Annotated in this window: 14 protein-coding genes; 10 read left to right on the plus strand and 4 right to left on the minus strand. The window is 38.7% G+C overall.

Going from position 1 to position 12,876, the window contains the following annotated elements; translation table 11 throughout:
• The first annotated feature begins 9 nt into the window (after positions 1–9).
• From AC2TFD_RS05665 to kynB, 3 genes are all read left to right on the plus strand, one after another.
• A complete protein-coding gene (locus AC2TFD_RS05665) occupies positions 10–792 on the plus strand; it encodes an IclR family transcriptional regulator (RefSeq protein ID WP_484675219.1) in 783 nt (260 codons plus the stop codon).
• A gap of 423 nt (positions 793–1,215) precedes the next feature.
• Positions 1,216–2,007 (plus strand): WG repeat-containing protein, encoded by a 792-nt coding sequence (locus AC2TFD_RS05670; RefSeq protein WP_484675220.1) that lies wholly within the window; start codon positions 1,216–1,218, stop codon positions 2,005–2,007.
• A 111-nt stretch (positions 2,008–2,118) separates the two neighbouring features.
• Positions 2,119–2,745: an arylformamidase gene (gene kynB / locus AC2TFD_RS05675; RefSeq protein WP_484675221.1), complete on the plus strand. Its 627-nt coding sequence runs from the start codon at positions 2,119–2,121 to the stop codon at positions 2,743–2,745.
• 27 nt (positions 2,746–2,772) lie between these two features.
• On the opposite strand, the gene AC2TFD_RS05680 is transcribed toward kynB, so the two are convergent.
• A complete protein-coding gene (locus AC2TFD_RS05680; protein WP_484675222.1) occupies positions 2,773–3,864 on the minus strand; it encodes a copper resistance D family protein in 1,092 nt (363 codons plus the stop codon).
• On the minus strand, positions 3,865–4,455 hold the full coding sequence (locus tag AC2TFD_RS05685) for a copper resistance CopC family protein (protein ID WP_335511450.1): 591 nt from the start codon (positions 4,453–4,455) through the stop codon (positions 3,865–3,867).
• A gap of 235 nt (positions 4,456–4,690) precedes the next feature.
• Between AC2TFD_RS05685 and AC2TFD_RS05690 the strand changes: the two genes are divergently transcribed.
• Positions 4,691–4,945, plus strand: coding sequence for an amino acid decarboxylase (locus AC2TFD_RS05690; RefSeq protein WP_335511448.1), 255 nt, complete (start codon positions 4,691–4,693; stop codon positions 4,943–4,945).
• Here the strand turns inward: AC2TFD_RS05690 and AC2TFD_RS05695 are convergent.
• Positions 4,942–5,640 (minus strand): Crp/Fnr family transcriptional regulator, encoded by a 699-nt coding sequence (locus tag AC2TFD_RS05695; RefSeq protein WP_484675223.1) that lies wholly within the window; start codon positions 5,638–5,640, stop codon positions 4,942–4,944. The two genes, AC2TFD_RS05690 and AC2TFD_RS05695, sit on opposite strands and share 4 nt — an antisense overlap.
• 168 nt (positions 5,641–5,808) lie before the next feature.
• Between AC2TFD_RS05695 and AC2TFD_RS05700 the strand changes: the two genes are divergently transcribed.
• The 5 genes from AC2TFD_RS05700 (at position 5,809) to AC2TFD_RS05720 (ending at position 9,907) form a co-directional block, all read left to right on the plus strand.
• A complete protein-coding gene (locus AC2TFD_RS05700; protein WP_335511444.1) occupies positions 5,809–6,018 on the plus strand; it encodes a heavy-metal-associated domain-containing protein in 210 nt (69 codons plus the stop codon).
• Positions 6,019–6,112: 94 nt separating this feature from the next.
• Positions 6,113–6,907: an MBL fold metallo-hydrolase gene (locus tag AC2TFD_RS05705; protein WP_484676280.1), complete on the plus strand. Its 795-nt coding sequence runs from the start codon at positions 6,113–6,115 to the stop codon at positions 6,905–6,907.
• A gap of 118 nt (positions 6,908–7,025) precedes the next feature.
• Positions 7,026–8,162, plus strand: coding sequence for a DEAD/DEAH box helicase (locus AC2TFD_RS05710; protein WP_484675224.1), 1,137 nt, complete (start codon positions 7,026–7,028; stop codon positions 8,160–8,162).
• A gap of 86 nt (positions 8,163–8,248) precedes the next feature.
• The gene (locus AC2TFD_RS05715) at positions 8,249–9,718 is read left to right on the plus strand and encodes an amidase family protein (protein ID WP_484675225.1); all 1,470 of its coding nucleotides are present in this window, start codon (positions 8,249–8,251) and stop codon (positions 9,716–9,718) included.
• A 54-nt stretch (positions 9,719–9,772) separates the two neighbouring features.
• The gene (locus AC2TFD_RS05720) at positions 9,773–9,907 is read left to right on the plus strand and encodes a hypothetical protein (protein ID WP_484675226.1); all 135 of its coding nucleotides are present in this window, start codon (positions 9,773–9,775) and stop codon (positions 9,905–9,907) included.
• A 52-nt stretch (positions 9,908–9,959) separates the two neighbouring features.
• On the opposite strand, the gene AC2TFD_RS05725 is transcribed toward AC2TFD_RS05720, so the two are convergent.
• The gene (locus AC2TFD_RS05725; protein WP_484675227.1) at positions 9,960–11,492 is read right to left on the minus strand and encodes an FAD-dependent oxidoreductase; all 1,533 of its coding nucleotides are present in this window, start codon (positions 11,490–11,492) and stop codon (positions 9,960–9,962) included.
• A 175-nt stretch (positions 11,493–11,667) separates the two neighbouring features.
• Between AC2TFD_RS05725 and AC2TFD_RS05730 the strand changes: the two genes are divergently transcribed.
• Positions 11,668–12,807, plus strand: coding sequence for a trans-sulfuration enzyme family protein (locus AC2TFD_RS05730; protein WP_484675228.1), 1,140 nt, complete (start codon positions 11,668–11,670; stop codon positions 12,805–12,807).
• Positions 12,808–12,876 lie beyond the last annotated feature (69 nt).

Here is a 12,876-nt window from a genome sequence, read left to right on the forward strand (position 1 = left end):
GGTAGATGAATGGAGAATACAAAACAGCCTTATGGAACGGTTCTAATAAAAGCTGCCAGTATCCTTGATTTTTTATCAGAAAAGAAAGAAGCACAGCCATTAAATGTAATTGCGCAGGAAACAGGCTTAACGAGTTCAACTGCCTCGAAAATATTAGATACACTTCAGATGATTGGTTATGTGAAAAAACATCCAGAAACGAAAAAATTCGAGCTCGGCAGCGCTTTAATAAAATACGCAAACAACTATCTTGCAAATCTAGACATTTCCAAAATTTCTTATCCTTACTTAAAAGAATTGCAAAATAATTTAGATGAAACCATTCATTTAGGTATTTTAGAAGGCGATGAGATTCTAACGGTTAACAAGCTGGAAACGAATAAGCCAATTGTTTGTTTAAATTCAAGAATCGGATTATCTAAGCCACTTTATTGTTCAGCGATGGGCAAGGCAGTACTTGCAGAAATGCCAGAAGATGAACAATTAGCTTATTTAAGTCGAGTTGAACTCAAGGCTCTAACGGAAAATACCATTACCGATCACGAAACCTTACTAAAACAGTTACACGATGTAAAAAGAAATGGGTATGCTATTGACGATAGTGAGGCTGAAAAGGATGTCTATTGTATAGGTGTATCACTGCGAATGAATAACCAAACATATGGTGCTTTCAGTGTAAGTGTGCCATTTTATCGAATTACACCGGCTGTAAAGGATGAAATCGTTCAGGCTATTTTAAAAACAAAGGAAAATATCTTGAGGGAATTACAGCAGAATTATGTATTTATCTAAGAAAAGCGCAAGCGCCCTCAGACCAAGCAAAGTATAGCTTGGTCCTGCGATGATGATTCAAAGGAGCTTTCCTTAGTGTTCAGCGGCGTATGGCCTCCTCGAAAAAGCTAACGCTTTTTCTTAGTGCGAAGCCTATGCTGACGAAGCGTTCCTTGTGGAGCGCTCCAACTCAGATAAAGGAAACACGAAGAGCCGGAGGCGCATTCGTGCTTGACTTATCGTAGGTAAGTAAAAATCCTGAAGGGATTTTTACTCGCGGAGAGCGAAGGACAATAGCCGCTAGGGCGCTGCAGCTAGACAGAAAAAGAATCTAGTATGGACAATAGACGTTCATACTAGATTCTTTTTCTTTGTAAGTAAAGATAAGCTGCATCAAGCCCATTTATTCATATAGTAATGTAAAAGTAAAATGGGGTAATACGGATGGTTCGAAATATTGAAAATGAAAATTGGATTACCTACATCCTTTCTTTATCCAGAATGGTTTACCTCTTTCCAGCAGCAGTGAAGGAGATAGGCGGAAATAAGTGGGGATACATCAACGAGAAGGGGATTTTTGTTCTTCCTCCCCAATATGAAATGGCAAATCAATTTCAGGAAAATGGTTTAGCGATTGTTCAATTTAATAACCTCACAGGTGTGATTAACAGTGATGGATATTTTATTGTGAAACCAAAATATAATACAATCAGTCCCTTTTCGGAAGGGCGGGCAGCCGTTATCGATAGTGAGGGCTTTAAAGTTATAGATGAAAACGGAAAGGTCATAACCTCAAAGGCGTATTCTTTCATTGGGGCTTATAAAGAAGGAAGAGCAGTCGCAGCCAGTACTAAAGAGCAGGGAGAGTATTTGTACGGCTATTTAAATAGAAGAGGGAATGAAGTCATTCCTGTATCATATGAATCTGCAAGTGACTTTATTAACGGAAAAGCGCTGGTAAAAATGAAAGCAGGCAGCTATGCACTTATTGATCTTACTGGTAAGGTATTGAAATCTTTCCCTCACGAAACGGTTGACGATTACGGAGAAGGCATGCTGGCCTACCGTAAAAGTAACGGAGGAAAATGGGGATACATGGACGTATCAGGAAAGGCGGTTATTGAGCCGAGTTTACTGGAACGCAGTCGTTTAGCGAGGGAAGGGCGATTGTTAATGTTGAAAATAATTATGGTGCTGCAGGCTTTCCTACCTTCACCATACCATTTGCCCAAATAAATAACATACTGAATAAGGATGGAGACTTTTGGCGTTCCTTTCATTAATTGACAGCTCAAGTGATGCAATATATTTTTAAAGTAAACAAATGTGTCTTAGGGGGTGAAAGAAATGAAGATTATTGATATTTCAAGAAGGCTTGAAAATGGGATGCCAGTTTGGCCAGGTGATACGCCCTTTCATTACGAGGTATCATGGTCTAAAACAGATAGTGGTTCCGTAAATGTAGGCAGTCTAACCATGAGTACCCATACTGGGACACATGTGGATGCGCCTTTTCATTTTGATGACAATGGGAAAAGAATTATTGAGTTGGATCTCGATTTATACATCGGTCCTGTCAGAGTTCTTGATATGATTGGGAAGGAATGTATTGGAGCGAAGGATCTAGAACATTTAGATGTGGAAGGCTTTACAAGAGTGTTGTTCCGGACCCAATCATGGAAAAGTACTGCAGAATTCCCTAAGAAGATCCCTTATTTAGAAGCAGATCTGGGGCCATTTTTAGCAAAGAAGGGGATCCGTCTCATTGGTGTAGATGTTCCATCCGTTGATCCAATTGACAGTAAAGAACTTCATGCCCATCACAGTTTAAACAATAACGGAATTCATATACTCGAATCGGTCATTTTGGATGAAGTAGAACCAGGTGATTATGAACTAATTGCCCTGCCGCTTCCTTTGGCTGAAGGTGATGGCAGCCCAGTTAGAGCGATATTACGTTCCAATAAAAAATAGAATCAGCGGAAAATTCCCGCTGATTCTTTATGTGATGCTCATCATAAAAGCTATATACCCAGTAAGAATAAAGAGCAGGCTCATGAGTAACGCCAACACCTTTGGTGCTTTTTTAATAAAGGTGAAAATGATTAATGCGAGAAAAACCAAAGCCATTCCAAACAGGGTCATGGAAATGATTCCTGGAGTAAAACTTAATGGAAAAATGACCTCACCAGGATGGAATAAACTAAAAATCTTTGAAGTACCTTCTGTTAGGAGCATCCTGCTCAGCTCATGTGGAGGTGAAACTTGTCCAAGTGCACCTGTGATGGAAAATACAACTAAAACTATGACACTTTCCAGCTTCGCCCATGAAAGCGGGTTATAAGAAGGATCTTTTTTTATTCTTTTCCGGATTAAGAAACTGTTAACAAAGGCAAATACCAATAATGGGATAATCGCTAAATGTTTAATTAGCAGCGATTGACCATAAGAAATGGTTGTAACATTCACATAATCCGTTAAATTCATGTGAAAGGTCATTAATGATATTCCCGTAATTGCAGTAATCACTAAGCATAAGAACGCTAGGGGTGAAAACCATTTTAAGAATGTAAGCCAATTGTCATGGTTCTTAGAAAACCAACTAACCACCAAAAGGACTCCAACCCAGGTTGTAATAGCCAAAAAATGTGCTGTGTGTGTTAGAAATCCTGGCAATTTGGATAAAGAGGCTGCATGGCTGGACCAGCCAAGTGAAGCAATCAAAATGAATGTAAAAGCTAGTCCTGTCAGTGCAAATAAAGGTTTTTGCTCAAGTTTAATGGGAATCAGATAAATGAATAAAATCAATGAAATTAGTCCAGTACTGACCCATGTCTTTCCAACTTCGAAATTGGTTAGCACTGATTTAAGTGTATAGCCTAAACCAAGATCCTCATAAATATAGAGAACAATTTTTAATACTGGTAAAAACGAAAAAATAGCAATACCTAGAGCTGCAGCTAAAAGTATACTTTTTGGAATCTTTATTTCCGGCCGCGCTGTTTTAGGTATAAGACTCATAATAAAGCTTCCTAGTAATACTGAAAAACAACTATAAAGCAATGCCTCACTGACGATACCTGCAATAAACATCTAGACGTGTTTCCTCCTAAAAATCAACCAGTAACTTCCGAATCCCAAGATAATAATCAAGGCAATAACTGCTGGCAGCAGATAATTCATCATGCCCGTTTCATCAGAAGCACCGTTTTTTGTATCCGCAGCCTGTTCTTTCATTACGGTTTCCGAATCTATTGTGGATTCTGTTTCGGCTGATACAACTGTAACAGCTTCTTTTGGTTCAACTGAATCAGGGGCAATTGAATTTTCCGGGAGCTGGACACTAAATGGAATATCGCCTTCAAGCGGATGACCGTCCTCCCCAATAATTTTCCAATGAATTGTATATGCCCCGTTTACAAGTTCATTTTCTACATCTGCAATTAATTGATTGCCATTAATGGAAACTGCTGATAGTGCAATAGGAGCATTTTTTTCATCATCTAAGGTAAATGTGCTTGTAGGTTCTACATCCGTTTCAAAAGAAAGCGTGATCGTTTTAAGTGACTCTGTCACAATCTCTCCATTACTTGGAGTAGAATCTTCCAAATGAGAATGGGCAAAGACATTAGCACCAAATAGAAAGATGAATAACGAAGATAGTAAAGCTATTCTATTTAACATCATTTTCAACTCCGATATATTGTTATCTTGCTGCTATACATTCTACCATCTATCTAAGGAATTATATCAATTTCAAAATAATGTTCACAATACGTTCAAAATTTATTTTACCTATACTAAAGGTATTAAACAACTAACCGGCTATAAATCATGGATATGTGTGATATAAATCAATTATTATATAGAAAAAGGATGGTACTCTTGATGATAATCATAATCAAGAGGAGATGAAATGATGAGCAGTTTTCAAATGGAAGGAAAAAAAGCCGTCATAGATATTCGAGAGAGAGTTTTAAAGGGCGAACATCCACGAAGGGAAATTTTAAACTTTGTCAAAACAGCACCAATTGGAACCATTTTTGAGATTCATTTACCACACCGTGCTGAACCGCTCGTTGCAACTTTCCAATCCTTAGGAATGAATGCAATCGTAAAAGAAATCGAACCTGGACATTACCTACTCATGGCAATAAAGTTAAATGAAATCTAATGCAATTCTGCTAATTTTTTTAACTGGTCCAACTCTAGAATCTTTATTTGGCGCTGTCCCTCCATATGAATTAGTTTTTTAGACATGAATGTCAAAAGCTTTCTGCTAATAGATTCTGGAGTTGTTCCGATAAAACTTGCTAAGTCCTTCTTTGTAATCGGTAATGTGAAGTACCCATTTTCCCTATTCATTTTATCGTGAAAAAGAACAAGCGCCCTCGCAACCCGTTGCTCAACTTCTAATAAACTCATATTTCCAACCGACTCGTCCGCTTCATATAAGCGGTCGTTCATTGCTAGTAAAAATTGAAAAGCTAAATCTGGGTTTTTTTCCACTGTTTTAAGGAAATCCTTTTTTTCTATCGAACATATTACGGTTTCCTGTGCTGGCTCGGCATTCATATAGTGGTTCTCATCTCTTAATAACGAAAATAAACCGAAAAAATCACCCGGAAATAGAAGCCGAACAATCTGTTCTTTCCCTTCTAAAGAAGTTTTCGTCAGCTTAATTAAGCCTTCTTTCACTACAAAGAGCGTTTCCGAGCGATCACCTTCGCCAAAAATATATTCCCCCTTTTTAAACGTATGGTTTTTTGTCACTTTTCGCAATGCCTGTATATCCTGATCCTTCATCCCTTTGAAGACAGGAACAGTCACGAGACAGGAAGATTCATGAGAGCAATGTTCACAACACATTTACCTAACACTCCCCTACTAATAAATTGATTAAAATAAGTTTATCCTTTATTAAATTGCTTTGAAGTGATTTATATCAATACTTGATTTAAGTCAAGGTAAAGTGAGAATCGTTCCTATAAACTCAAGGAAAACTGAGTATTTCAAAAAGGAAAGGGGTTATGTTGAATGAGTACGATACAACTCGCGTTAAACGACGTAGCTTGCTCAGGTTGTATTAGTAATATAAAAAGGAAATTAAAAAGGAATTCGGGTGTGAAAAAGGTTAAGATTTTATCTGGCAGCGGCAAAGTGGAAATTAACTATGATGAAAAGATGATTGGAAGTGAAGAAATCAACCGGAGTATTCATAAATTAACTTTAAGGACCTTTGATTAATATATTTATCCTCTCTGTTAAATAATAAGCAAAAACAGGGGGGATTTTTTTGGAACAAAATCAAGATAGTAAGTTCGAAGCAGCATTTCTGCCGATGACCTCAATTGGGAGTGGAATGGGTGTGCTTGTTTTACCTGATGTGTTTTGTTATACCAATCAAATTGTCAATCTTGCTGTAGTTGGTACGAAAGATAACTTTGTTTTAGTTGATACAGGTATGCCAAAAAGTGCAGACGAGATTACGGAAATGATTACAGAACATTTCGATGGAGAAGCCCGTCCAAGTGCCATTGTTTTAACACATGGACATTTTGACCATGTAGGATCATTAGTCGAACTTTTAGAGAAATGGCGCGTTCCTGTTTATGCTCATGAAATGGAACTACCATATTTAACGGGTAAAAAAGACTATCCACCTGGCGACCCGGGCGTAGACTCTGGGCTTGTGGCAAAGATGTCACCGATGTTTCCGAATCATGGAATTAATGTAGGTGAACAAGTAGAGAGACTCCCACAAGATGGATCCATTCCACATATGCCAGGCTGGAAATGGATCCATACGCCCGGTCATACACCAGGTCATATATCACTCTTCCGTGAACACGACCGTGCACTTATAGCAGGAGATGCTTTCGTAACGGTTAAACAAGAATCACTGTACAAAGTATTAACACAAACGCTGGAAATCAGTGGACCGCCAAGATATTACACAACCGATTGGAACGCTGCGTTTGAATCGGTAAAAACATTAGAGGCACTTAAGCCCGAATTCGCCGTTACCGGACATGGAATCCCGATGAATGGTGAAGAATTACGAGAGAACTTAAGTTATTTAGTTGCTAATTTCAATGAAATCGCTAAGCCGAAAAATAGCCGATATACGCATTAATTATATACCCATTCCCGTGATAGGAATGGTTTTTTTATGGACAGTGTTTAATAATTAGGTTAGTATCAGAGGCATGAATGGATATAATATGAAGAAATGAGATTAAAAGGAGTAACATATGTTAAATAACTTAAACCCTTTTTTACAGGAAGCATGGGAAAAGTCTGGATTTCAACAGGCAACCTCCATTCAAGAATCGGCAATCCCGATGATTGTAGAAGGAAAAGATGTAATTGCTGAATCACCAACAGGTACAGGTAAGACACTTGCTTATTTGCTGCCATTGTTAAATAAAATTGAACCCAATTCACAATCATTGCAAGCAGTCGTTCTTGCGTCCTCACAGGAATTGGTCATGCAAGTATATCAAGAATTTCAGAAGTGGTCTGAAGGCAGCGGCATAAGAGGCACTTCCATAATTGGCGGAGCAAACGTTAAACGTCAGCTTGAAAAGTTAAAAAAGCGTCCTCACGTTATTTTTGCAACTCCAGGACGACTTTTCGAGTTAATTAAACAGAAAAAGGTAAAAATGCATGAAGTAAAACTGGTTGTTTTGGACGAAGGTGATCAACTGTTGATACCGGAGCATATCAATACCGTCCAAAACATTGTTAAATCAACGATGTCTGACCGCCAAGTCGTTCTATTCTCAGCAACGATGAAAGCTGGAACAGAGAAATTAGCAAAGGAAATAACGAAGAACCCTGAAATAATCCGAATCGAAAAGGATGAGCTGGCTTCTTCTGGAGATGTGGAGCATATCTATTTCCTTGCAGAACCAAGAGATAAAATTAAACTGCTTGAAAAAATAGCCCGTTTAGACGATATCAAAGCTCTTGCGTTTATCAATGATATCGGTGAGATTCAAGTTTATAAAGAAAAGTTCAATTTTAAAGAGTTATCAACTGGCATTTTACATAGTGATATGAAGAAACTAGAACGGCAGGCAGAGCTAAAGGCTTTCCGCGATGGTAAAACGAAAATGCTAATCGCAACAGACGTAGCAGCAAGAGGACTCGATATCCAGGGAGTCACACATGTTGTTCATGTGGATTTTCCGAGAGATATTGCCCAGTATGTTCATAGAGCAGGAAGAACAGGCAGAATGGGCGCGGATGGTATCGTCATTTCATTGGTAACAGAGCGGGAAGAACGAGAATTAAAGCGGTACTGCCAGGAATTAAAGGTAACTCCTAACAGAAGAATCTTTTATAAAGGCCAAATAGCTGAACCAGAACAAAAGGTGAAGCGATAAGACAAGGCAGCGGGGAAATCCCGCTGCCTTTTAATAATTGCTGGATTTTTATAACTATAATAAAATTTATGATGGGAGGGGAAAACATGGAGAATCCGAAGTTAAAGAAGCTGCTCGATAATTGGATCGAGGAAGCAACAATTACTCAAATGCAAGAGAAAATGGCGAGTGGAGAGCTTACATCAAAAGAACTGGTGTTACTGTATTTACATAGAATTTCGATTTATGACAAAGGTATTCATTCTATCCTTGAAGTGAATCCTGACGCGCTGCAGATTGCAGCTGCCCTTGATGCGGAACGACAGGAATCGGGATCACGCAGTAAGCTTCATGGAATACCAATTTTGATAAAAGATAATATTGATACTGCTGATAAAATGCATACTAGTGCTGGATCATTAGCATTAAAGGATTCAATTGCCCTGAGAGACTCTTATGTCACTGAACAGCTGCGTAAAGCTGGAGCCGTCATCCTTGGTAAAACAAATATGACGGAATGGGCAAACTTTATGGCTTTAGGTATGAAAAGCGGGTATAGCTCACGCGGGGGACAAGTGGTAAATCCATATGGACCGGGCAAATTCGAAGTCGGCGGTTCGAGTTCGGGTTCGGGAGCAGCAGTTGCTGCAAATTTAGCTGCGGCTGCGATTGGCACGGAAACGTCTGGATCGATTTTGAATCCATCCTGTCAGAACTCACTTGTAGGAATCAAACCGACCGTGGGCTTAATTAGCAGGAGAGGGATCATTCCCATTGCACATACACAGGATACAGCAGGACCGATGGCTCGGACGGTAAGGGATGCAGCAATAATTTTGAATAGCTTAACTGGAAAAGATGAAGGAGATCCGATAACTACAACAAATCCTCATTTAGGAAAAGACTTTACACAACATCTGCGTCAAGACGGTCTCAAAGGAAAACGAATTGGAGTCGCTTTAGAAGGTTTCATTGAACTTCTAAGTGAAGAAAAGCAAAAAATCTTTCATGATTCAATTGCTATCTTAGAGGCAGCTGGCGCAGAGGTGATTGAAAAAATTGATCTTCCATGTGCCAATGTAAAATGGTCGTACGATGTTTTGACTTATGAATTTAAACCTGATTTAAATGCTTATTTAAACAATCTTCATCCTTCGATACCGATTCGTACTCTAAAAGATCTTATTGATTTTAATAATAGGAATAAAGAAATTATGCTAAAGTATGGACAGGCTGTTTTGATCCAATCAGAGGAAACAAGCGGTTCGTTATCTGAAGAAAAATATGTTAAGGCACTAGAGTTCGATTATTATCAGTCAACTCAGCTGGGGATTGATTATGCCCTCGAACAGTACCAGTTGGATGCTATTCTTTTTCCAAGCGAAGAGGGTTCCCATATTAGTGCCAAAGCAGGTTATCCCACAATTGCTGTTCCTGCTGGTTACACATCAGAGGGAGAACCCTTTGGAATTACCTTTGCAGGTACTGCATACAGTGAACCTCAGTTAATTGAGGCAGCTTTTGCGTTTGAACAAGTAACAAGATTCCGAAAACCACCAGTTCTTGAAGGAGAATAACTTCATTTCATTTCACTCATACTATTGATGAATTTCTCTAAAGGAGATGATAGTGTGGGAAGACAGAAACTCGGTAATGCCAATGCCCAGCGAAATAATAATCGTAAAAAGGGAATGAAAACAGCCGAAGAGCTTGTTGAGTTTGAAACTGGCGAAGACTTAAAACGGAACCGTCCTCATGGTAAATAAAGGTAATGCCCCCTTAATCAGGGGGCATTTATTTGTAGGATATCTATTCATGTCATTGTTCACCAACATTTTTTAGCGGCTTTTTAGCAGGACCTTCAATAACATCTCCAGCATATGAGAACCGGGAACCGTGACACGGGCAATCCCATGATTTTTCTGCATGGTTCCATTCCGTTTCACAGCCTAAATGCGTACAGGTAGTATCTACAATGTACATCTTGCCATTTTCATCTTTATAAGCGCCGGCACGTTGTCCATTATGCATGACGACAGAGCCTTCTCCGTTCTTTAAATCCCCTGGATCTTTTGGAACAAACTCAAGCTTGCCCTTAAGCAAATGTTTAGCAACATCTGCATTGGTGGAAATAATGGACTTAATATTAGGATCCGCATCAAACCTTGATGGTGAATACAACTCCTGATAGGGATTATCTCGATTTAAAACATAATCAGTTAGAAGATGGGCAGCGAGAATTCCGGTAGTCATCCCCCATTTTTTATAGCCTGTTGCCACTAAAATATTCTCTTTATTTGCTGTTAGCGGGCCAATATAAGGAACGTTATCTAATGTTACCAAATCCTGTGCAGACCAGCGGTAATGATACTCTGATAAATCAAACACCTCTTTAGCAAACGATTCAAGTGCAAGATAATGACTGAGCGTATCCACCCCTTGACCTGTTTTGTGGTTTTCACCGCCTAGGATAAGAAGATTTCCTCCATCAATTGGTGTATAGCGGATCGAACGGCTTGGACTGTCAGCGCTGATATACATACCGCCTGGGTACGGCTTATCCGTTTTAATCCCAATAGCGTAGGACCTGTCAGCGTACATTCGTGCAAAATAAAGACCTGGTTTATCGTAAAAAGGAAAATGGGAAGCAATAATCACATGTTTACATGAAACCTTATGTCCACCTTTAATCTTTACCTTTGGCTGTGTGGATTCTACATCTTCGATTCCTGCTGCCACCGAATTTTCATACACCTGACAACCCGCTTTTACTGCTTCGTCCAATAGCCCCTTTAAAAATTTCAATGGATGATACTGTGCCTGATTTCTCATTAATAGTGCAGATTTAATTTGAATATCAAAGGGAATGTTTCCTACTAAGTCACCATCAATACCGAGTTTTTGATAAGCAGAAAATTCAGTTTCAAGCTTTCTTTCATATTGATCTGTTGTGGCATAAACAAAGGCATCCTGTTTGCTAAAATCACAATCTATCCCTTTTTCTTTAGAGGTATTTTCAACGAATTTAATGGCATTCGAGGCTGATTCGAAATAGTGCTTCGCCTTCTCCTCTCCAAAATGGTTGATTAATTCATCGTAAATCAATTCATGCTGTGCCGTTAGCTTTGCCGTTGTATGACCAGTTGTTCCGTTTAATACTCCACCAGCTTCAATTAATGCGACTTTTACACCATCTTTTGCAAGTAAGTATGCTGCGGTAATGCCTGTAATTCCGGCACCAACGATCGCAACATCTACGGTGATATCTTGATTCAATTTATCAAAGGTTGGTAATTCAATTTCACGCCAGTAGGTTCTTGGGAAATGATGTGTGTTTTCTGATGAGCTCATGGTCATCCTCCAGATATAATAGTAATAGTTTTAATTTTTCCCAAAGTAGAGAAATCATGTATTTTTAATATTTATAAAAAATACTATCTGGAAATAAATTTAGATTGACGAAAGAATGTTGTATTGATATTTTTTAATATAATAACTATTTTGTTAATAAAAAGAGGGTGCAGGTATGGGGAAGCGATTTGAGACAGAGATTTTACATGGTAAAAAGAAAAGCAATAGTAAAATTGCTAGTAAGGTAACGCCAATTTATCAAACTTCTGCATTTGCCTTTAAAGACCTTGATGAATTAGAAGGGTATTATCACGGAAATGGCCAATATCTTTATTCACGGGTTGGAAATCCAAATACGGACGAGCTTGGTGAAGCGGTTGCGAGGCTAGAAGGTGCTCCAGCAGGCGTTGCATCTTCATCAGGATTGTCAGCAATTTTAGCGGGCGTTTTGGCTGTAGTAAAAAATGGTGAACATATCATTGCAGCAGATGATTTATATGGCGGCAGCTTCCATATGCTAAAAGAAGAATTAAATCAATTTGGGATTGAAACCACATTCGTCTCCTTTAAAGATCTGAACGAGATAGAAAAGGAGATTAAAGAAAATACGAAATTACTCTACACTGAATCAATTACAAATCCGTTGTTAAGGGTAGAAAATCTAAAAGGTGTCGTTGAACTGGCCCATAAACACCAGCTAAATACATTGGTAGATAATACATTTGCCACTCCTTTTCATTGTCAGCCCTATCCAATGGGAATTGATTTAGTCGTTCATAGTGCGACCAAATATATCGGTGGTCATAGTGATGTAACGATTGGTGTCCTCACAGGCAGAGAGGATTTAGTGGCTAGTGCACGCTCAAAAATTGTTAATTTAGGAACCAATGTCAGTCCATTTGAAGCTTGGTTGACATGCCGTGGTTTAAAAACATTGGCATTGAGAATGAAAGCACAATCGAGTAATGCCAAGAAATTAGCAGAGGCATTGTCACATAATTCTTTTGTCGAGAAAGTATATTATCCTTTTGAACAAAAGGAAGATGGTTTTGGTGCGATGGTTACAATCGAGCTGTCGAAAACGGTTGATATCAATCTCTTTTTTGGCTCTCTAGGCTGGGTTAAAATTGCCCCAACACTAGCAGGAGTCGAAACGACTGTTTCTCATCCATTAACAACATCTCATCGTTCACTTCCACAAGAAGCATGTGAAGCATTAGGAATTACAAAAGAGGTTGTTCGAATTTCAGTAGGGATCGAACATGCTGAGGATATTATTGCTCAATTTGAACAGGCTATTGAAAAATCACATTAAAAAACTGAAAGAACCCATAATATTTTAGGGTTCTTTATTTTTCCTTCGGATCATGCAGGCAAACTCCTT

The organism is Neobacillus sp. plas4 (genome assembly GCF_057221695.1).